A 17,682-nucleotide genomic window follows, 5' to 3' on the forward strand; every position below is an offset into this window, starting at 1 on the left:
GAAATGATATAGGATAGTTAAAATTCAACGAAAAACAAGCTTTTTCGACATAAATCCTGTTTAACAAGACAAAGGTGGATCACAATGAAAATGAATTACTGGACTGTGGAGAATAATGTGGATATAAATAAAAGTTGTCCACAGATTGTGGAAGCATCTCAATTTTTAAGGGATAACGATGTTGTTGCCTTTCCAACAGAGACGGTTTACGGTCTCGGGGCGAATGCAAAATCCGATGAGGCAGTGGACAAAATTTTCGCTGCTAAAGGCAGGCCTAGCGATAATCCACTGATTGTCCACATATCCAACAAGGAACAATTATCTGAACTGGTTGAGGATATTCCGTCTTCGGCAGAGACGTTGATGGCGGAATTCTGGCCTGGTCCTTTGACGATTATTTTTAACAAAAAAGCAGGCGTTCTGTCTGAAAGAGTAACAGCGGGGCTGGATACGGTTGCTGTCCGGATGCCTGATCATCCTGTGGCGTTGGCGCTCATTGAAGCGTCAGGGCTGCCGATTGCTGCTCCAAGTGCGAACCTTTCAGGGAGGCCAAGCCCGACTGCCGCCCATCACGTTGCCAAAGATTTAGACGGCAAAATTAGCGGCGTGATTAATGGCGGGGAAACGGGAGTTGGGGTCGAATCGACGGTCGTTGACTGCACTTCTGACATTCCGGTCATTTTAAGGCCAGGCGGAGTTACGAGAGAAGAATTGGAGAAAGCAGCCGGTCCGGTATCTGTGGATCCTGCATTAAAAAGCGGTGAGGGCGCACCAAAATCACCGGGGATGAAGTATACTCACTACGCACCGGATGCACCATTAATTTTGCTGGAAGGATCAGACGAATGGATTCAGCGCCAGATTAATGAAAAAAGAAATGAAGGGTTAAAGGTTGGTATGCTGACGACGGTCGAAAACGAGACTCGCTTTGAAGCTGATCATATAATAGTTTGTGGAAGCCGTTCGAATCTCAGTACGGTTGCGCATTCACTATACGAAACCCTTCGCCATTTCAACGAAAGTGATGTCGATATCATTTTTTCAGAGACATTTCCCCAAGAAGGAGTCGGCATGGCGATCATGAACCGGCTAATGAAAGCCGCAGGATATAATGTAGTAAAAGAAAATTAACATGGACAGCAGAGCATTATCTGCTGTTCATTTTTATTTAACAGAAATAAATGCCTTTGGACGTGCATAGAGTGTGATGTAGGCACGTCCAAAGGAGGAAATGAAATGACGAGCATAATAGCGGAATTGTTTACGTTGATGTTGATGGCATTTGCACTTGGGATGGATGCCTTTTCGATAGGTATTGGAATGGGAATGGTTCAATTACGGTTAAGACAGATTTTTTACATAGGACTTACGGTAGGGATATTTCATGTATGGATGCCGCTTTTGGGAATGATTACAGGCAAGTTCCTGTCGGAAAAATTCGGATCATTCGCAGCTATTGCGGGCGGCGTTCTCCTCGTCGTGCTTGGGATCCAGATGGTGCTCGCCAGTTTTAAGGATGATGAAAGTTCGGTGATGACACCGGTCGGCTTCGGGTTATTGCTGTTTGCTTTGAGTGTGAGCCTGGACAGTTTCTCAGTAGGATTGACACTGGGAATTTTCGGGGCGAGAACCGCTGCAGCCGTCATCTGTTTCGGTGCAGCGGCAACGATATTGACTTGGATCGGACTGCTGATTGGCCGCCGTGTCCAGGGGTGGCTCGGTTCTTACAGCGAAGCACTCGGGGGCTGCATTCTCTTTGCCTTTGGAATCAAACTGCTGCTGCCGTTTTGATAGGGTGCTTTAGTACATTAACGCGCGATAGGGGACTGTCCCTCTTCGTGCGTTAATGCGTTAATACGCTAAGAGGGACAGTCCCTTTCAGTGCTTTAGTGCGCTGAAGGGACTTTTGTAATTTTGTCATATATTTTTGTTTGCAGAGCTATAGAGTTGTCGATAGATGGCTTATAATGGAGATAAGGAGATGGTTAAGTTGAATATTTTATTTGTTTGTACAGGAAACACTTGCCGCAGCCCGATGGCTGAAGCGCTGTTAAAACATAAAGGAAAAGACCGTTTCAAGGTGAAATCCGCCGGTGTTTTTGCGGCAGATGGACAAAATGCATCATTTCAGGCTCAAGAAATTCTAAAAGAAAACGATATAATACATGAACACCAATCCAGTTCTCTGACCCCTGAACATATTCAGTGGGCGGAATACATTTTTACGATGACCGAGGGCCACAAACAAAGTATCACCAGAATACATCCTCAAGCGGCAGACAAAACGTTCACTTTAAAAGAATTTGTCACAGAAGACGAGTTTGACCGTGATGTTTCAGACCCGTTCGGAGGAAGTGTGGATATCTATCGCGGTACATATAAAGAGCTGGATGGGTTGATTGACAAGATGATAGAGAAACTTAAGAATTCATGAGGAGTACGGAAGGGGAACTTGGCGTGAAAACGAAAGAGAAGAGAAGCTACAAATTCGGTTTGAGGAAGAAATTGGTCTTATTCATTACTTTTCTTGCAATCATTACTTACTCAACGAGTGCACTTTTTATTTATTACATCCGTCCTAATTTTGCCGCTGATATGAACGAGGCGGTCTTCACGACGGCAACACTTGCACTGGGAATCTTCTGGTCGGGTGTGCTTGCATTTTTTGCAGCAGGATTCATCACCAAGCCTCTTCAAAAATTGGAGAAAGCTGCAATCGAAGCTTCTCATGGCAACATTCAGGAAGATGTGGAGCTGCCGAAGTCGGATGATGAAATCCGCTCTCTGGGTACAGCATTTAATTCCATGCTCGCAAACCTGAGGGAAATGGTTCAAAACATTGATGATAATTTTAACAAAACCAATGATACAGTGATCAATATTTCGAGCGCTTCATCAAAAGCGTCCAAGCAGGCAGAGGGAATTGCGGTGACGATTGGAGAAATTTCTGCCGGTGCAGAGAGTTCAGCTGTTTCCATTCAGTCAACAGCGGAGTCAGTCGACGATGTCATCCGGATTGCTCAGGAAGTTCAGAACCGTTCGAAATCATCAGCGACAATCTCAACTGAAATGCTGAATGATCTTCAGGAAAGTAAAAAAGTAATCAACTCCCTTGTAGAGGGTATCGAAGGTCTTGCCAAAGGGAATGAAGGTTCACTGGAAGCCGTTCGCCGTTTGGAAGATAACGCGAAAAAAGTGGAACAGATCATCCAGCTTGTTGGAGATATTGCCGCCCAAACGAACTTGCTGGCGCTTAATGCGTCCATCGAAGCAGCAAGAGCCGGTGAACATGGAAAAGGATTTGCGGTTGTAGCCGAGGAAGTCCGCAAGCTTGCTGATGAAAGTGGAAAAGCAGTGCAGGGCATTTCAGACCTGATTAAAAACATTCAGTTGGAGGTTGGCAATGTAGTCGGCAGAATCACGACTCAAGTGGAAAACGCTAATAACGAAGTGAAAAAAGGCACCCAAACGAATGTGGTGATTGGTGAAATGACATCCACTATCAATGAGATGGCAGAATCCGTACAACAGATTTCCGGCCTGGTTGATGAGCAGATGCAATACATCGAATTAACATCCAGACAATCACAGGAAGTGGCGGCGATTGCCGAAGAAACGTCAGCGGGGTCTGTGGAAGTGGCTGCTGCAACGAAAGACCAGGCATCCGTGATGGAAAACGTGGAACAGCTCGCACTAGATTTGAAAAAGCAGGCCGAAAGCTTGAAAAATACGATTACCCGCTTCCACCTTTAGGAGCGGTTTAGGCTGTACTCTTTTTTGGAAGGGTGCAGCTTTTTTAGAGTTTTTTCCTGCGTGACTGTCACGCCCCGGAATTTGTCAGATTTTGTCGGGGGAGAATTAAGACATCGGCAAAAACAAAATTTCTTTATAATTTTTGAAGGGTATGTAAAAATTAAACTATAACTCAAAATGGCAGGAGGAATACGGCATGAAAGTCGCAATTGCATCAGATCATGGCGGAATAAACATTCGTGAAGAAATTAAAGGGTTAATGAGTGAAATGGGTATTGAGTTCGATGACTTCGGATGTGAATGCGATACATCCGTGGATTATCCTGATTACGCCCAGCCAGTGGCCGAAAAGGTGGCAAACGGCGAGTATGACCGCGGAATTCTTGTATGCGGAACAGGAATTGGCATGAGTATTTCTGCGAACAAAGTAAAAGGGATCCGCTGTGCGCTTGTGCATGATGTGTTTAGCGCGAAAGCTACCCGTGAACACAATAACACCAATGTCCTCGCAATGGGTGAAAGAGTCATCGGTCCAGGCCTTGCCCGCGAAATTGCGAAGGTATGGCTAGAAACAGAATTTGAAGGCGGACGGCATGAGCGCCGCATTGGTAAAATTACCGAGTATGAGGAGAAAAACAGCTGAAAACAGTTTTCTAAACGATGAGAAAAGGAGGCAGCAATCATGGATGTCGAAGTTCTCAAGAGTCAGCTTCAAACGATATTGGAGGAGTTTAAAGGTCAGGCTCCATTAAAAACAGGAAATCTTCTGGTAGTCGGCTGCTCAACATCTGAGGTAATCGGCCAGCGAATTGGGACAGCCGGCACGTCAGCTGCAGCAGAAATAATTTTTTCAGAGATACAATCATTTGCGGACAAGCAGGGTGCAGGCATTGCTTTTCAATGCTGTGAGCATCTTAACCGCGCATTGGTAATGGAAAGAGAGTGGGCTGAGAAAAAAGGGTATGAGGAAGTATCAGTAGTGCCTGTCAGAACAGCCGGCGGTGCGATGGCGACATTTGCTTACGAAAATTTCGAAGACCCTGTTGTCGTCGAGTTCATAAAGGCAGAAGCAGGCATCGATATCGGCCAGACCTTTATCGGCATGCACTTGAAGCACGTAGCCGTACCAATCCGGGTATCACAAAAAATGCTCGGTGAAGCACATGTCACACTCGCCAAAACCCGTCCAAAACTCATCGGCGGAACAAGAGCGGTCTATGAACCAAAACCAGAAAATAAATCCTGCTGACAAGGCAGTCAAAAAAGGCGGACAAACTTCCGCCTTTTTTCTTTGAGTGAATAAACACTTTAGTACATTAACGCGTGATAGGGGACAGTCCCTTTTGCTGCGTTAAACCACTAAAGGGGACAGTCCCTCTTTGTGCTTTAAAGTGGTAAAGCGAAACTTTTTGAAATTTTTTTGTAACATTTCTCCATGTCAAACGTTGTGTATATAAAGAGAAAAAGGGGGGGAGCTGGTGCATGATGAGAAGAAACGTAATCTGGAAGGGGTATACCGGAAGTATGCAGAACAGTTATTTTACTTTTTGGTAAAGCTTTCAGGTTCAAAGGAAACGGCTGAGGACCTTGTGCAGGAGACGTTTATACGTGCAACGGTTTCCCTCGAATTTTCCAAGACAGATAATGCCAAGGCCTGGCTGTTCAAAGTGGCTAGGAACGTTTACCTGGATGAATGGCGGAAGCGGAAAAGGCGGGAGAGATGGCCGTTTCTGTCCAGGTTGATGAAGGAAAAAGAACTGCTGAGCCCATATGGATTGCCTGAGGAAGAAGCACTCAAGAAGTCAACAATAGTGGAAATGAATGAGCTGCTCAAACATCTTCCGGAAAAACACAGGACGATTCTTTATTTAAGAGAATACGCGGAATTTTCCTATAAAGAACTCCAAGGGGCCCTGGATTTAACGGATGCCCAGGTGAAGACGGAGTTGTACAGAGCCAGGAAAAAATTGAGAGAACTATATGAAAAGCAAGAAAGGAGTGAAGACAGTGAGTGAGTGGAATAAAGATATCGAAAATAAAATCATGCGAAAATACCGTTTTAAGTTTACTGCCCGGATCGTCCAAGTCGTTATAGCCATTTTTCTTCTGTATTTCTTGTATATGACGGGAGTAAATATGATTGCAGATTCTCAGAAATGGGATCAGAAACATCTCCACAATATTAACCTGATGTTGGACTGGAAGTTCCCCAACATAAAAACAACGCAAACTTTTCCGATGAGTGAGACCGATGCCTTAATGACTCAGAGAATGGATGTGCCTCTGGTCGAGGAAATTGGAAAAGAAGATTTTCCGATAGGCACCATTCATATGGAAAAGGGCCTGCTCCCTGATAAGGGAGAACTGACCTATCAATGGGACCAGGAACAGCAAGATCGATTCTTCCATTTTTACCTGCCGGGATATCCGGAATCAGGCAAGAAATTTACTCCCAAACCAATAGAATCAGCATGGTCGACATTGGAAAAAGTACATGAGGGTACGGTAGCTGAAATGGCTTTTTCGATAACCGAATTCCAAGAGGCAAAAATTTTGCAAGAGAAATTGGAGGAGTACGATCTCAAGGTGTTGTGGATGCCGCTTTATACAGGTGAGTTCAAGGACTTCGAGCCTGGGTCCTATTCTTCGACCGGGAATAATATCATTCTTGAAGGACAGTTCGGGATATCAAGCGGCCGGGTGACCGGGGACGATTACGCCCCTGCCTCCCAGATGCTGCTTCACACCTCTCATATGGAAGAGTTGCAGAATCTTATGCTTGAGAGTATGGAAAGGCTGTTGAAAGAGGAAGACGAAAGCTATTACGAACGATTCCTCGGCTTAGATCACCTGCAAGAGCGGTATGATTATCTTAGAACAGAAGGCTTCCCCGTATATGGAGCAGTTGTCACAGGCCCTGTAAAAGAACTTCTCAAACTAAAAGAAATCGAAGGAATCCACGGAGCCCAAGTCGGCCGTATGGAATACTGGAACTGGGACATCTATTAAACTTCACTGCTTTACCACGTTAATGCGCGATAAGGGACTGTCCCTCTTCGTGCTTTAAAGCGGTAAAGCGCGCACATCCGCTTGCCATTTTTACAAGTTTATTCTCAAAGGGAAACATGATAGAATATAGAAGGAATTTGTAATTTTGAGATATTAGTAGAAACGGAATGTAAACGTTTCCGTAATTTGAAGGGGGATCCGTATGAGCAAGATTGCAGCACAAGACCAAGAGTTATACCAAGCTATTCAAGATGAACTTCATCGCCAGCAGACGAAAATCGAGCTGATTGCTTCTGAAAACTTCGTAAGCGAAGCCGTAATGGAAGCACAGGGTTCGGTATTGACCAATAAATATGCAGAAGGCTATCCTGGACGCCGCTATTATGGTGGATGTGAACATGTTGACGTGGCAGAAAACCTTGCGCGCGACCGTGCGAAGAAGATTTTCGGCGCAGAACATGCGAACGTACAGCCGCACTCTGGTGCACAGGCTAACATGGCGGTATACTTCACAGTTTTAGAGCAGGGAGATACAGTCCTTGGAATGAACTTGTCTCACGGCGGACACTTGACTCACGGAAGCCATGTTAACTTCAGCGGAATCCAATATAATTTCGTTGAATACGGAGTAGATAAAGACAAACAGGTCATCGACTATGATGATGTGCGTGAAAAGGCGCTTGAACATAAGCCGAAAATGATCGTAGCCGGCGCAAGTGCTTACCCAAGAGAAATCGATTTCAGCAAGTTCCGTGAAATCGCAGATGAAGTAGGAGCATACTTAATGGTGGATATGGCTCATATCGCCGGACTTGTTGCTGCAGGACTTCACCCGAACCCGGTTCCACACGCAGACTTTGTCACAACAACGACTCACAAAACGCTTCGCGGACCTCGCGGCGGGATGATCCTTTGCAAAGAAGAATTTGCGAAGAAAATCGATAAATCGATCTTCCCTGGAATCCAAGGCGGACCTTTAATGCATGTCATTGCAGCTAAAGCAGTCGCTTTCGGTGAAGCACTTCAGGGTGATTTTAAAACATATGCGCAGAACGTAATCGACAATGCAAAGCGCCTGGGTGAATCCCTTGTAAAAGAAGGCATGCAGCTTGTGTCTGGTGGAACGGACAATCACTTGCTTCTGATTGACCTGCGATCAATGGACCTGACAGGTAAAGTCGCTGAAAAAGTTCTTGATGATATCGGGATCACCACAAACAAGAACACAATCCCATTCGACCCTCAAAACCCATTCGTAACAAGCGGTATCCGTATCGGAACGGCAGCTGTGACGTCACGCGGATTCGGCGCTGAAGAAATGGATGAGATTGCATCAATCATCGCGTTTACATTGAAAAACCAGGAAGATGAGCAGAAGCTTCAAGAAGCACGCAATCGTGTAGAAGCACTTACGGGAAAATTCCCTTTGTATGCAGATAAATAATTTTGACCAAAAACCGCCACTCGTATGGCGGTTTTTTTACGGTAAAATGACATCTCTGTACAAACGTTGCCACTCACAGTTCTTTTAGGTAAAATAGGACGGAGCATAAATATAGAAAGCACAGTAATTTTACATAAAGAAGGAGAGATTTCAATGGGAAAAGTATATGTATTCGACCATCCATTAATCCAGCATAAGCTGACTTTCATTAGACAAAAAGAGACGGGAACAAAAGAATTTCGTGAACTGGTGGATGAAGTGGCTTCCTTAATGGCGTTTGAAATCACTCGTGATATGCCGCTTGAAGAAATCGAAATCGAAACGCCGGTAAGCAAGGCGATTACAAAAACGCTGGCTGGTAAAAAATTAGGAATCGTGCCGATCCTTCGTGCCGGCCTTGGTATGGTGGACGGAATCCTGAAGCTGATTCCAGCAGCAAAAGTAGGACATGTCGGCCTGTACCGTGATCCCGAAACATTGCAGCCGGTAGAATATTACGTGAAACTCCCAAGTGATGTTGAAGAGCGTGACTTCATCGTTGTCGATCCGATGCTGGCAACAGGGGGATCCGCAGTCGAAGCGATCAACTCCCTCAAGAAGCGCGGCGCCAAAAACATCAAGTTCATGTGTTTAGTTGCATGCCCTGAAGGAGTAGACGCCATTAAGAGTGCACACCCTGACGTGGATATCTTCATTGCAGCACTGGATGAAAAACTGAACGAAAAAGGCTACATAGTCCCAGGACTTGGCGATGCCGGTGACCGTTTATTTGGAACGAAATAAGAATAAAGCAGGTGAAATCATGAAAAAGCCTATTAAAGTAATGACCATTTTCGGTACAAGGCCGGAAGCGATCAAGATGGCTCCATTAGTATTGGAATTGAAAAAATATCCTGAGCACTTTGAAACCGTTGTGGCCGTTACAGCTCAGCACCGCGAAATGCTGGATCAAGTGCTTGAGATCTTTGATGTAAAGCCTGACCATGATTTGAATATCATGAAAGACAGACAGACACTCATTGATGTAACGACACGCGGACTCCAAGGTCTTGATAAAGTCATGAAGGAGGTCAAACCGGATATCGTGCTTGTGCATGGTGATACGACGACAACCTTCATCGCAAGCCTTGCCGCATTTTACAATCAAATTGCGGTCGGCCATGTTGAAGCAGGCCTTCGTACCTGGAATAAATATTCTCCGTTCCCTGAAGAGATGAACCGTCAGCTGACCGGAATAATGGCGGATCTGCATTTTTCACCTACAGAAAAATCAGCTCAGAACCTTCTTGGCGAGAATAAAAAAGAAGACAGCATCTTTATTACAGGAAATACGGCAATCGATGCCCTCAAGACGACTGTAAAAGATGAATATTCACACGAAGTGCTTGATAAGATAGGGGATGACAGGCTGGTATTGCTGACAGCGCATCGCCGTGAAAACCTAGGGCAGCCGATGAGGAACATGTTCCGAGCAATCAAACGACTTGTCGAAGAACATGATGATATTCAGGTTGTATACCCTGTCCACCTGAATCCGGCAGTGCGGGAAGTAACAGATGAAGTACTTGGAAACGATCCGAGAATTCATCTCATCGAGCCGCTCGACGTCATCGACTTCCATAACTTTGCTTCGAGAGCTTACCTGATCCTTACTGATTCCGGCGGTGTCCAGGAAGAAGCGCCATCACTTGGTGTCCCTGTTCTCGTGCTTCGTGACACAACGGAAAGGCCAGAAGGAATTGAAGCAGGGACTCTTAAACTTGCAGGTATAGAAGAAGAGAATATCTACAACCTTGCAAAAGAACTGATTACAGACCGAGCTGCATACGACAAAATGTCCAAAGCGGCGAACCCGTATGGAGACGGATTCGCTTCACTGAGAATCACAGAAGCAATCCGCTACCACTTCAATAACTTAGAAGAAAGACCAAAATCATTCAAACCGCAATAACCCAAAAATCCCGCCCCTTACCCCGAGGCGGGATTTTTTAGTACTTTAAAGCACTAAAAGGGACAGTCCCTCTTCGTACTTTAAAGCACTAAAGCGCCACCCCCATGCATACCATCCCCTTCCAAGAGAGAAGCTAATGAAAAAAATGGAGGGATTCTATGCGTAAATTTCTCATTTTCATCCTGATTCTCTCACTCCCTCTGAAAACAGAGGCGGCAAGTTTTGATATGCCGGCACTCCCTGAAAATCCGGACGAGGAAGAAATCATCATCATCCAAACAACCCAGCCGGTTGATAAAGCCTCCCTAAATAAAGAGCTCAACCGCTTTCCTTCTATAGAAATAAGATTCATTTTTGATGAACTGATCACAGGCTACTCCATCCAAGGAAAAAAATCAGAGATCACGAAATATATAGCGGCTCACCCAACGGCAAACCTTGTAACCACCTCCAAAGCCCAAACCTATAAGATCCAAAGGGACAGCACCATCCCATTCGTTGGCGCTGAAAAAACAAGGGGCTATTTCGATGCCAAAGGCGACAGGCTGACTGGAAATGGGGTGAAAGTCGGAATTATCGATACAGGGATGGATTTGCATCACCGTGACCTTTCCGTAAACTACAAAGGCGGCAGGGATGTGGTCGACGGTGATGAGGACCCGATGGAAACCATGGCGGGCGGCGGCTACGCGACCATCCACGGCACTCATGTAGCAGGGATTATAGGTGCGAACGGCTCTCTTCAAGGGATGGCTCCGGATGTAGACCTGTATATTTATCGAGCGCTTGGACCGGGCGGCCGCGGGTCAACTGATCAGGTACTCGCAGCCATCGAAGCAGCCGTTAAAGACAAAGTGGATATTATCAATCTGTCTCTAGGCAGTGAAGTAAATGGCCCCGACCTGCCATTAAGCCAGGCTCTCGACAAAGTGGCCGAAATGGGGATCCTCCCTGTCGTGGCCAGCGGGAATTCCGGACCGGGAGACTGGACAATTGGGACTCCTGCGACTTCCGCAAAAGCACTTGCCGTTGGCGCTTCAACTCCGCCGACAGATGTTCCATACCTCATTTATAACGGACAAAAAGTCCGCTTGCTTCCTATAGAAAGAAGTGCTAAGTGGCGGAACAAACGAAGGATCGACCTGTTTGACGGAGGCATCGGAACAAAAGACGAGCTGAAAGGAACTGCCGGAAAAATGGCATTGATAAAAAGGGGAACCCTGACCTTTGAAGAAAAAATAAACAATGCCGAAGAAGCAGGAGCAGAAGGAGTGCTCCTCTATAACAATACGGAAGGACCTTTCCAGGCGATGATCGGAAATCCAACAGACATTCCTGCTGCGGTTATTTCAAAAGAAATTGGGCAAGTTCTTCTTCAAGCCAGCCAGCCCCTTTCTATAAAAGTTAAAAACGAACAAGACAGACTCGCTCCTTTCAGTTCAAAAGGTCCCGTAACTGTGAATTGGATGATCAAACCCGATGTGACGGCTCCCGGGGTCGGAATCAACAGCACCGTCCCGGATGGATACCTGTCACTGCAGGGTACGAGTATGGCCGCACCGCATGGAAGCGGGGCTGCTGCTATTTTAAAACAGGCACATCCGGAATGGAGCGGAGCGGACATTAAAGCGGCATTGATGATGACTGCACAAGAAATCCAAAACGAAAAAGGAATTCCCTACAAGGTATATGAGCAGGGAGCCGGCAGAATCCAGGTCGATCAGGCGTTAAAACTCGAAACGCTCGTCCAGCCCTCTTCCATATCACTCGGAGGACTTGAAGGCCGATCCAAGAAGTTTTTAGAGAAAAAGCTGACTGTGAAAAATAATAGCTCGGAAACGAAAACCTATTCCATAAGCCCGGAAGCGGAAAAAAGAAATTTACGATGGGAACTGCCGCTCAGTTTTGACCTCAAACCGGGTGAAGAAAAAACGATGACAGTTAGGGCGATTATAAAAAGATTCCCTAAGAAACATGAACTATGGGAGGGGAGGCTGATTCTATCAGAAGGAACAAACGAATACCTGCTTCCATATCTGATTGCGGTTGGCACTCCTGACTACCCGCGGATCATGGGCTTCGCCGCAGTCCCGGGCGATGCTCCGGATACACTCAGGTATGAAGCCTATCTCCCGGGAGGAGCGGAGGAGTTTGCACTCGCTATATTCGATCAGCAGACGATGAAACTTATTTCCATCCTCGATCAACGAAAGCAGGCAGGGCATGGGATGATTTCAAAACAAGTAACACTTCCTTCTTATATAAAAGGGAAATCATTCTACGCAGTGGCGTTTGTGCGGAATAAAGGAGAAGAAGATTATCTGGAAAACCTGATTGAGTGGTATAGGTGAGGTAGGGTGCGAGTGGAAAATACTCATTAATATTCGTGTGATTATTCTTTTAGTGAGTTCTGAGTGCCATATTAGTAAATGGAGCGGAAAGTGCACGACATCCTTGGGATTAGCGGGACGTCTAGTTTCAGCGCACAGCCCTGGGGATAAGCAGGGCCCTTCCGCTTTGGATACAGGTGTGTTCAAGCTAACTTAACCATTGGAACGTGATACCGCAAACCAGCTCCAAGACCTCAACGGCTAGCGTCCTGCCCAATCCCTCCATCGCGATAAGTCATTTTTGAATCGCTATGGCTCTTCGTGATTATTCTATTTCAATGCGAGGCTGGGGCAGTCCGTAATCCGCTGAACGGGCCTTCCCGCTTCTTAGGCCAAGAATGGAAGCATTTACAAACCAACTTACCCTTACAACTTCACGCCCCTTCCTTTATAATGAAATAGGCAACGGAATTCCGCATATTTCTACAATTTTGTTCAAATTGTGAACAAAATAGAAACACGTGGAGGGGTTGTGAACTTTTTCACTGTAACTCATTGACATCATTTCAGCCCTATTGTATGCTTACAAAGGATATGAATGATAGGGTTTTCACAAACTTTATCAGGAAGAAAACGCTTTTACATTTATTGAAAGTGTAAGAGTTTACCGCAAACCCCGGAAATGTAGGGATGCCTATGCGTCAACGTAATAGACGCCCGTTACAGGCCATGGCTTTATACACAGCCATTCTCTCGCAACTTGTCGGATCCATGCTGATCGGTATCTTCGGAGGAAGATGGCTGGACAGTTACATGGATACCACACCACTTTTTTTAGTAATCGGACTACTCCTTGGACTAGCAACAGGAATTTATGCAATGCTCCGTACAGTCCGCACTTACTTTTCAGGAGACTAATGTTATATGCCGGAAATTCAACAGATGTTCATCAGACATCGCAAGTACATATTTTTCCTGCTCGCCATCTATGTTCTTGGCTGGGGATTCACGGACTATCAGTCAGTATTCCTCGGACTTATACTCGGGACAGGCATCAGCTTGTTCAACCACTGGGTAATGGTCAAAAGGACAGTTAAGTTTGGAGATAAGGTATTGGCAGGAGAAAAAGTTCGATCTTTGGGAACGTTTTCAAGAATGGCAGGAGCCGCTTTTGCAGTCATCGTTGCCATGGAATATCCGGACACATTCCATCTTCTGAGCGTTGTTATTGGATTAATGACATCATATCTTGTCATTATGATAGATTATTTGATTCAACAGCTTCAACTTCATAAATAGCGGGGAAGAGAGGTGAATTTCATTGCATCATGAAAATCCTACCGCTGAGTTTCTGGGCTTAACCTTTAACTTGGCAAATGTATTAATGATTACAGTAGCAAGTGCGTTAGTATTCCTGCTTGCGGTTGTATCAACCCGGCGATTAGCCATGAAGCCAACCGGTATTCAAAACTTTATGGAATGGGTCATGGACTTCGTCAAAAACATTGTAAAAAGCAACATGGACTGGAAAACCGGAGGAAGGTTCCACATCCTCGGAATAACATTGATTATGTACATCTTCGTATCTAACATGTTAGGTCTTCCGTTCTCAGTGGTCATTGACCACGAACTCTGGTGGAAATCACCGACAGCTGATCCTACCATAGCATTGACGCTTGCGGTAATGGTTGTTGGTCTATCACACTATTATGGTATAAAAATGAAAGGTTTCGGTGAATACGGAAAAGATTTCTTTAAGCCTATGTGGTTCTTGTTCCCGCTGAAAGTTATCGAGGAATTTGCAAACACTCTCACATTAGGTCTTCGTCTTTACGGAAACATCTACGCTGGTGAAATCTTGCTTACACTATTAGCAGGTTTGGCTGTTACAGGCGTAGGCGGCACCCTTGCAGCAGTATTACCAATGCTTGCCTGGCAGGGATTCTCGATATTTGTTGGTGCAATCCAATCATTTATCTTCGTAATGTTATCAATGGTCTACATTTCTCACAAAGTGAGCGCAGACCATTAATATATACCTGTTCAGCAATGAACAAAAACCTATTTAAGAAAAACTATTTTTCATACATTTAAGGAGGAACTTTATAATGGGTCTATTAGCAGCAGCAATCGCAATCGGTTTGGCAGCACTTGGTGCCGGTATCGGTAACGGTCTTATCGTATCTCGTACAGTTGAAGGTATCGCACGTCAGCCAGAAGCACGTGGTATGCTTCAAACAACAATGTTCATCGGGGTAGCACTAGTAGAGGCGATTCCTATCATCGCCGTTGTTATCGCGTTCATGGTACAAGGTCAATAATCGGAAGTTACACTCGTTCCAAAATGGCGAAGATCATTCCTTGAGAACCTTCGCCATTCCTTTATGTTCATGACTTCAATCACATGTTTTGTGAATATAGCAATACTTATAAGTTAAAAAAGCGGATCTAAAAGAGAAGCTATGTCTCTTGAAGGGAGTGAAATCGCGTGCTAACAAACGCATTTGTCCTTGGTGCAGCGGGATTTAACGGTGGAGACATCCTATTCCAGCTTGCCATGTTCATCATCTTGCTAGCGTTATTGAAGAAATTTGCATGGGGCCCATTAATGGGAATCATGAAAGAACGTGAAGATCATATTGCAAGTGAAATCAATGCGGCGGAATCAAGCCGTACAGAAGCAAACAATTTGCTTGAAGAACAGCGCCAGCTTTTGAAGGAAGCTCGTCAGGAAGCTCAAAACATGATCGAGAACTCCAAAAAGCAAGGTGACCAACAACGTGAAGAGATCATCGCAACAGCCCGCGCTGAAGGTGAGCGCATGAAAGAAGCGGCTAAGCGTGAAATCGAAACTCAGAAAGAACAAGCTGTCACTGCTTTGCGTGAGCAGGTTTCATCACTATCTGTCCTTATCGCATCTAAAGTGATCGAGAAAGAATTGAGTGTTGAAGACCAGCAGAAATTGATCAATGACTATATTCAAGAGGCAGGAGAAGAGCGATGAGTAATATTGCAGTAGCAAAACGCTATGCGATAGCTCTTTTCGAGATTGCCAAAGAACATAACCAGTTAGAATCAGTTGAAGTAGAGCTTCGCATAGTCAGAACAGTATTCGAAGAAAACAAAGAATTGGATATCCTTCTTGAAACTCCGCGTATTTCCGTAGAGAAGAAAAAGGAAATCCTCAAAGAAGCGTTCTCATCTGCTTCGCCATATGTAATGAATACTCTGATGCTTCTTGTGGATCGCCATCGCGCAAACCAGATTACAGCACTAATTGATGCTTATATCGACCTTGCAAATGACGAACGCGGAATTGCTGAAGCGAAAGTTTACTCTGTCCGTCCTCTGGATGAAGCAGAGAAAGCAGCGGTGTCTGCCTCTTTCGCGAAAAAAGTCGGAAAAAGTTCATTGCGCATTGAAAACATTACTGACTCGAGCCTTCTTGGCGGCATGAAGCTGAGAATTGGCAACCGCATTTTTGACGGAAGCCTTAAAGGCAAGTTAGAACGCTTAGAGCGTGAATTAATTCGTAAATAAGCCAGTCCGGACAACCCGGGAGCTGCTTGAACGATAAAACAGGGACTCTTACTTAAGAGTTACCCTGACAAAATCCAATGTAACCATAGAGGGGTGAAATTCATGAGCATTAAAGCTGAAGAAATCAGTGCGCTGATAAAAAAGCAAATTGAAAACTATCAGTCAGAAATGAAAGTAAGCGACGTAGGTACGGTAATCCAGATCGGGGACGGTATCGCACGTGCTCATGGCCTCGACAACGTCATGGCTGGAGAGCTTGTTGAGTTTTCAAACGGTGTCATGGGTATGGCACAGAACCTTGAAGAAAATAACGTAGGTATCGTAATCCTTGGACCTTACCGTGATATCAAGGAAGGCGATGAAGTTCGCCGTACAGGCCGTATCATGGAAGTTCCTGTAGGTGAAGAACTTATTGGCCGCGTTGTAAACTCACTTGGACAACCAGTTGATGGTCTTGGCCCAATCAATGCTACAAAAACTCGTCCAATCGAAAGTAAAGCAACAGGTGTTATGGACCGTAAATCTGTTCATGAGCCGCTTCAAACAGGTATCAAAGCGATTGACGCCCTTGTGCCAATCGGCCGTGGTCAGCGTGAGTTGATCATCGGAGATCGCCAAACAGGTAAAACTTCTGTAGCGATCGATACAATCCTTAACCAAAGAGATCAAGATATGGTATGTATCTACGTAGCTATCGGACAAAAAGAATCTACAGTACGTAACGCTGTAGAAACTCTCCGTAAGCATGGTGCGCTTGACTACACAATCGTAGTTACAGCATCTGCATCACAGCCGGCTCCAATGTTATTCCTTGCGCCATATGCAGGTGTAACAATGGGTGAGGAATTCATGTTCAACGGCAAGCACGTTCTTGTTGTGTATGATGACCTTTCCAAGCAAGCTGCAGCATACCGTGAACTTTCACTACTATTACGCCGTCCTCCAGGCCGTGAAGCATTCCCTGGTGACGTATTCTACTTGCACAGCCGTTTACTCGAGCGTGCAGCTAAATTAAGTGATGAGAAGGGTGCCGGTTCAATCACTGCACTTCCGTTCGTTGAGACGCAAGCAGGCGATATCTCTGCTTACATCCCGACAAACGTTATCTCTATCACAGATGGACAGATTTTCTTGCAGTCTGACTTGTTCTTCTCTGGTGTACGTCCAGCGATCAACGCCGGTCTTTCTGTATCACGTGTAGGTGGGTCCGCACAAATCAAAGCGATGAAGAAAGTATCTGGTACACTGCGTCTTGACTTGGCAGCATACCGTGAGCTTGAAGCATTCGCACAATTCGGTTCTGATCTTGATAAAGCGACACAAGCGAAACTAAATCGTGGTGCGCGAACAGTAGAAGTACTGAAGCAGGATCTTAACAAACCGTTAAAAGTTGAAAAGCAAGTTATGATTCTTTATGCATTGACGAAAGGACACCTGGATGATATTCCAGTTGGAGATATCCGTCGCTTCGAAGAAGAATTCCTTAGCTGGTTAGATCACAACCATACTGAGTTGTTAGACCATATTCGCACTACAAAAGGTCTTCCTGAAGACGATGCAATGAAAGCGGCTATTAACGAATTCAAGAAAACTTTTGCTAAGTCTGAATAATCGATTACCCAATATACACTCCGGCAGGCCTTTGAGCAGACAAG

General features: G+C 45.2%; 18 protein-coding genes and 2 pseudogenes. All 20 read left to right on the forward strand.

Annotated features, from left to right (window positions below):
• Nucleotides 1–84: 84 nt before the first annotated feature.
• Entirely contained in the window at nucleotides 85–1,131 is a 1,047-nt protein-coding gene (locus tag M1E09_RS00960; protein ID WP_456273045.1) for an L-threonylcarbamoyladenylate synthase, read from the forward strand.
• A gap of 105 nt (nucleotides 1,132–1,236) precedes the next feature.
• Complete coding sequence (locus M1E09_RS00965) at nucleotides 1,237–1,791, forward strand: manganese efflux pump MntP (protein ID WP_456273046.1); 555 nt, start codon at nucleotides 1,237–1,239, stop codon at nucleotides 1,789–1,791.
• Nucleotides 1,792–1,981: 190 nt separating this feature from the next.
• Complete coding sequence (locus tag M1E09_RS00970; protein ID WP_456273047.1) at nucleotides 1,982–2,434, forward strand: low molecular weight protein arginine phosphatase; 453 nt, start codon at nucleotides 1,982–1,984, stop codon at nucleotides 2,432–2,434.
• A gap of 161 nt (nucleotides 2,435–2,595) precedes the next feature.
• Nucleotides 2,596–2,766: pseudogene (locus M1E09_RS00975) on the forward strand (methyl-accepting chemotaxis protein); the annotation flags it as partial.
• A 450-nt stretch (nucleotides 2,767–3,216) separates the two neighbouring features.
• Nucleotides 3,217–3,753: pseudogene (locus tag M1E09_RS00980) on the forward strand (methyl-accepting chemotaxis protein); the annotation flags it as partial.
• A gap of 196 nt (nucleotides 3,754–3,949) precedes the next feature.
• Nucleotides 3,950–4,396, forward strand: a complete 447-nt coding sequence (gene rpiB, locus M1E09_RS00985; RefSeq protein WP_456273048.1) for a ribose 5-phosphate isomerase B — start codon at nucleotides 3,950–3,952, stop codon at nucleotides 4,394–4,396.
• Nucleotides 4,397–4,435: 39 nt separating this feature from the next.
• On the forward strand, nucleotides 4,436–5,002 hold the full coding sequence (locus M1E09_RS00990) for a TIGR01440 family protein (protein ID WP_456273049.1): 567 nt from the start codon (nucleotides 4,436–4,438) through the stop codon (nucleotides 5,000–5,002).
• Between the two features lie 229 nt (nucleotides 5,003–5,231).
• Nucleotides 5,232–5,768: a sigma-70 family RNA polymerase sigma factor gene (locus tag M1E09_RS00995; protein WP_456273050.1), complete on the forward strand. Its 537-nt coding sequence runs from the start codon at nucleotides 5,232–5,234 to the stop codon at nucleotides 5,766–5,768.
• Nucleotides 5,761–6,762, forward strand: coding sequence for an anti sigma factor C-terminal domain-containing protein (locus M1E09_RS01000; RefSeq protein WP_456273051.1), 1,002 nt, complete (start codon nucleotides 5,761–5,763; stop codon nucleotides 6,760–6,762). The genes M1E09_RS00995 and M1E09_RS01000 overlap by 8 nt, the downstream gene beginning before the upstream one ends.
• Nucleotides 6,763–6,964: 202 nt before the next feature.
• The gene (locus M1E09_RS01005) at nucleotides 6,965–8,206 is read left to right on the forward strand and encodes a serine hydroxymethyltransferase (protein WP_456273052.1); all 1,242 of its coding nucleotides are present in this window, start codon (nucleotides 6,965–6,967) and stop codon (nucleotides 8,204–8,206) included.
• 153 nt (nucleotides 8,207–8,359) lie between these two features.
• Nucleotides 8,360–8,989 (forward strand): uracil phosphoribosyltransferase, encoded by a 630-nt coding sequence (upp, locus tag M1E09_RS01010; protein WP_456273053.1) that lies wholly within the window; start codon nucleotides 8,360–8,362, stop codon nucleotides 8,987–8,989.
• A gap of 19 nt (nucleotides 8,990–9,008) precedes the next feature.
• Nucleotides 9,009–10,157 (forward strand): non-hydrolyzing UDP-N-acetylglucosamine 2-epimerase, encoded by a 1,149-nt coding sequence (gene wecB / locus M1E09_RS01015; protein WP_456273054.1) that lies wholly within the window; start codon nucleotides 9,009–9,011, stop codon nucleotides 10,155–10,157.
• Nucleotides 10,158–10,315: 158 nt separating this feature from the next.
• Nucleotides 10,316–12,508 (forward strand): S8 family serine peptidase, encoded by a 2,193-nt coding sequence (locus M1E09_RS01020; RefSeq protein WP_456273055.1) that lies wholly within the window; start codon nucleotides 10,316–10,318, stop codon nucleotides 12,506–12,508.
• Nucleotides 12,509–13,183: 675 nt separating this feature from the next.
• Nucleotides 13,184–13,405 carry an AtpZ/AtpI family protein gene (locus M1E09_RS01025; protein WP_456273056.1) on the forward strand — a complete coding sequence of 74 codons (222 nt, stop codon included), beginning with the start codon at nucleotides 13,184–13,186 and terminating at the stop codon, nucleotides 13,403–13,405.
• 6 nt (nucleotides 13,406–13,411) lie between these two features.
• A complete protein-coding gene (locus M1E09_RS01030) occupies nucleotides 13,412–13,786 on the forward strand; it encodes an ATP synthase subunit I (RefSeq protein ID WP_456273057.1) in 375 nt (124 codons plus the stop codon).
• A gap of 22 nt (nucleotides 13,787–13,808) precedes the next feature.
• Nucleotides 13,809–14,519 (forward strand): F0F1 ATP synthase subunit A, encoded by a 711-nt coding sequence (gene atpB / locus M1E09_RS01035; RefSeq protein WP_456273058.1) that lies wholly within the window; start codon nucleotides 13,809–13,811, stop codon nucleotides 14,517–14,519.
• Nucleotides 14,520–14,595: 76 nt separating this feature from the next.
• A complete protein-coding gene (gene atpE / locus M1E09_RS01040; protein WP_006838507.1) occupies nucleotides 14,596–14,808 on the forward strand; it encodes a F0F1 ATP synthase subunit C in 213 nt (70 codons plus the stop codon).
• Between the two features lie 167 nt (nucleotides 14,809–14,975).
• A complete protein-coding gene (locus M1E09_RS01045) occupies nucleotides 14,976–15,491 on the forward strand; it encodes a F0F1 ATP synthase subunit B (RefSeq protein WP_456273059.1) in 516 nt (171 codons plus the stop codon).
• Entirely contained in the window at nucleotides 15,488–16,027 is a 540-nt protein-coding gene (locus tag M1E09_RS01050; protein WP_456273060.1) for a F0F1 ATP synthase subunit delta, read from the forward strand. The genes M1E09_RS01045 and M1E09_RS01050 overlap by 4 nt, the downstream gene beginning before the upstream one ends.
• Nucleotides 16,028–16,129: 102 nt before the next feature.
• Nucleotides 16,130–17,638 (forward strand): F0F1 ATP synthase subunit alpha, encoded by a 1,509-nt coding sequence (atpA, locus tag M1E09_RS01055; RefSeq protein ID WP_456273061.1) that lies wholly within the window; start codon nucleotides 16,130–16,132, stop codon nucleotides 17,636–17,638.
• Nucleotides 17,639–17,682 lie beyond the last annotated feature (44 nt).

Source organism: Bacillus sp. AK031 (genome assembly GCF_053903065.1).

Excerpts from the sequence above, each read along its gene's own strand:
- M1E09_RS00960 (WP_456273045.1), top strand. The coding sequence starts at position 85 with ATGAAAATGAATTACTGGACTGTGGAGAATAATGTGGATATAAATAAA.
- M1E09_RS00965 (WP_456273046.1), top strand. The coding sequence starts at position 1,237 with ATGACGAGCATAATAGCGGAATTGTTTACGTTGATGTTGATGGCATTT.
- M1E09_RS00970 (WP_456273047.1), top strand. The coding sequence starts at position 1,982 with ATGGTTAAGTTGAATATTTTATTTGTTTGTACAGGAAACACTTGCCGC.
- rpiB (WP_456273048.1), top strand. The coding sequence starts at position 3,950 with ATGAAAGTCGCAATTGCATCAGATCATGGCGGAATAAACATTCGTGAA.
- M1E09_RS00990 (WP_456273049.1), top strand. The coding sequence starts at position 4,436 with ATGGATGTCGAAGTTCTCAAGAGTCAGCTTCAAACGATATTGGAGGAG.
- M1E09_RS01005 (WP_456273052.1), top strand. The coding sequence starts at position 6,965 with ATGAGCAAGATTGCAGCACAAGACCAAGAGTTATACCAAGCTATTCAA.
- upp (WP_456273053.1), top strand. The coding sequence starts at position 8,360 with ATGGGAAAAGTATATGTATTCGACCATCCATTAATCCAGCATAAGCTG.
- wecB (WP_456273054.1), top strand. The coding sequence starts at position 9,009 with ATGAAAAAGCCTATTAAAGTAATGACCATTTTCGGTACAAGGCCGGAA.
- M1E09_RS01020 (WP_456273055.1), top strand. The coding sequence starts at position 10,316 with ATGCGTAAATTTCTCATTTTCATCCTGATTCTCTCACTCCCTCTGAAA.
- M1E09_RS01025 (WP_456273056.1), top strand. The coding sequence starts at position 13,184 with ATGCGTCAACGTAATAGACGCCCGTTACAGGCCATGGCTTTATACACA.
- M1E09_RS01030 (WP_456273057.1), top strand. The coding sequence starts at position 13,412 with ATGCCGGAAATTCAACAGATGTTCATCAGACATCGCAAGTACATATTT.
- atpE (WP_006838507.1), top strand. The coding sequence starts at position 14,596 with ATGGGTCTATTAGCAGCAGCAATCGCAATCGGTTTGGCAGCACTTGGT.
- M1E09_RS01050 (WP_456273060.1), top strand. The coding sequence starts at position 15,488 with ATGAGTAATATTGCAGTAGCAAAACGCTATGCGATAGCTCTTTTCGAG.
- atpA (WP_456273061.1), top strand. The coding sequence starts at position 16,130 with ATGAGCATTAAAGCTGAAGAAATCAGTGCGCTGATAAAAAAGCAAATT.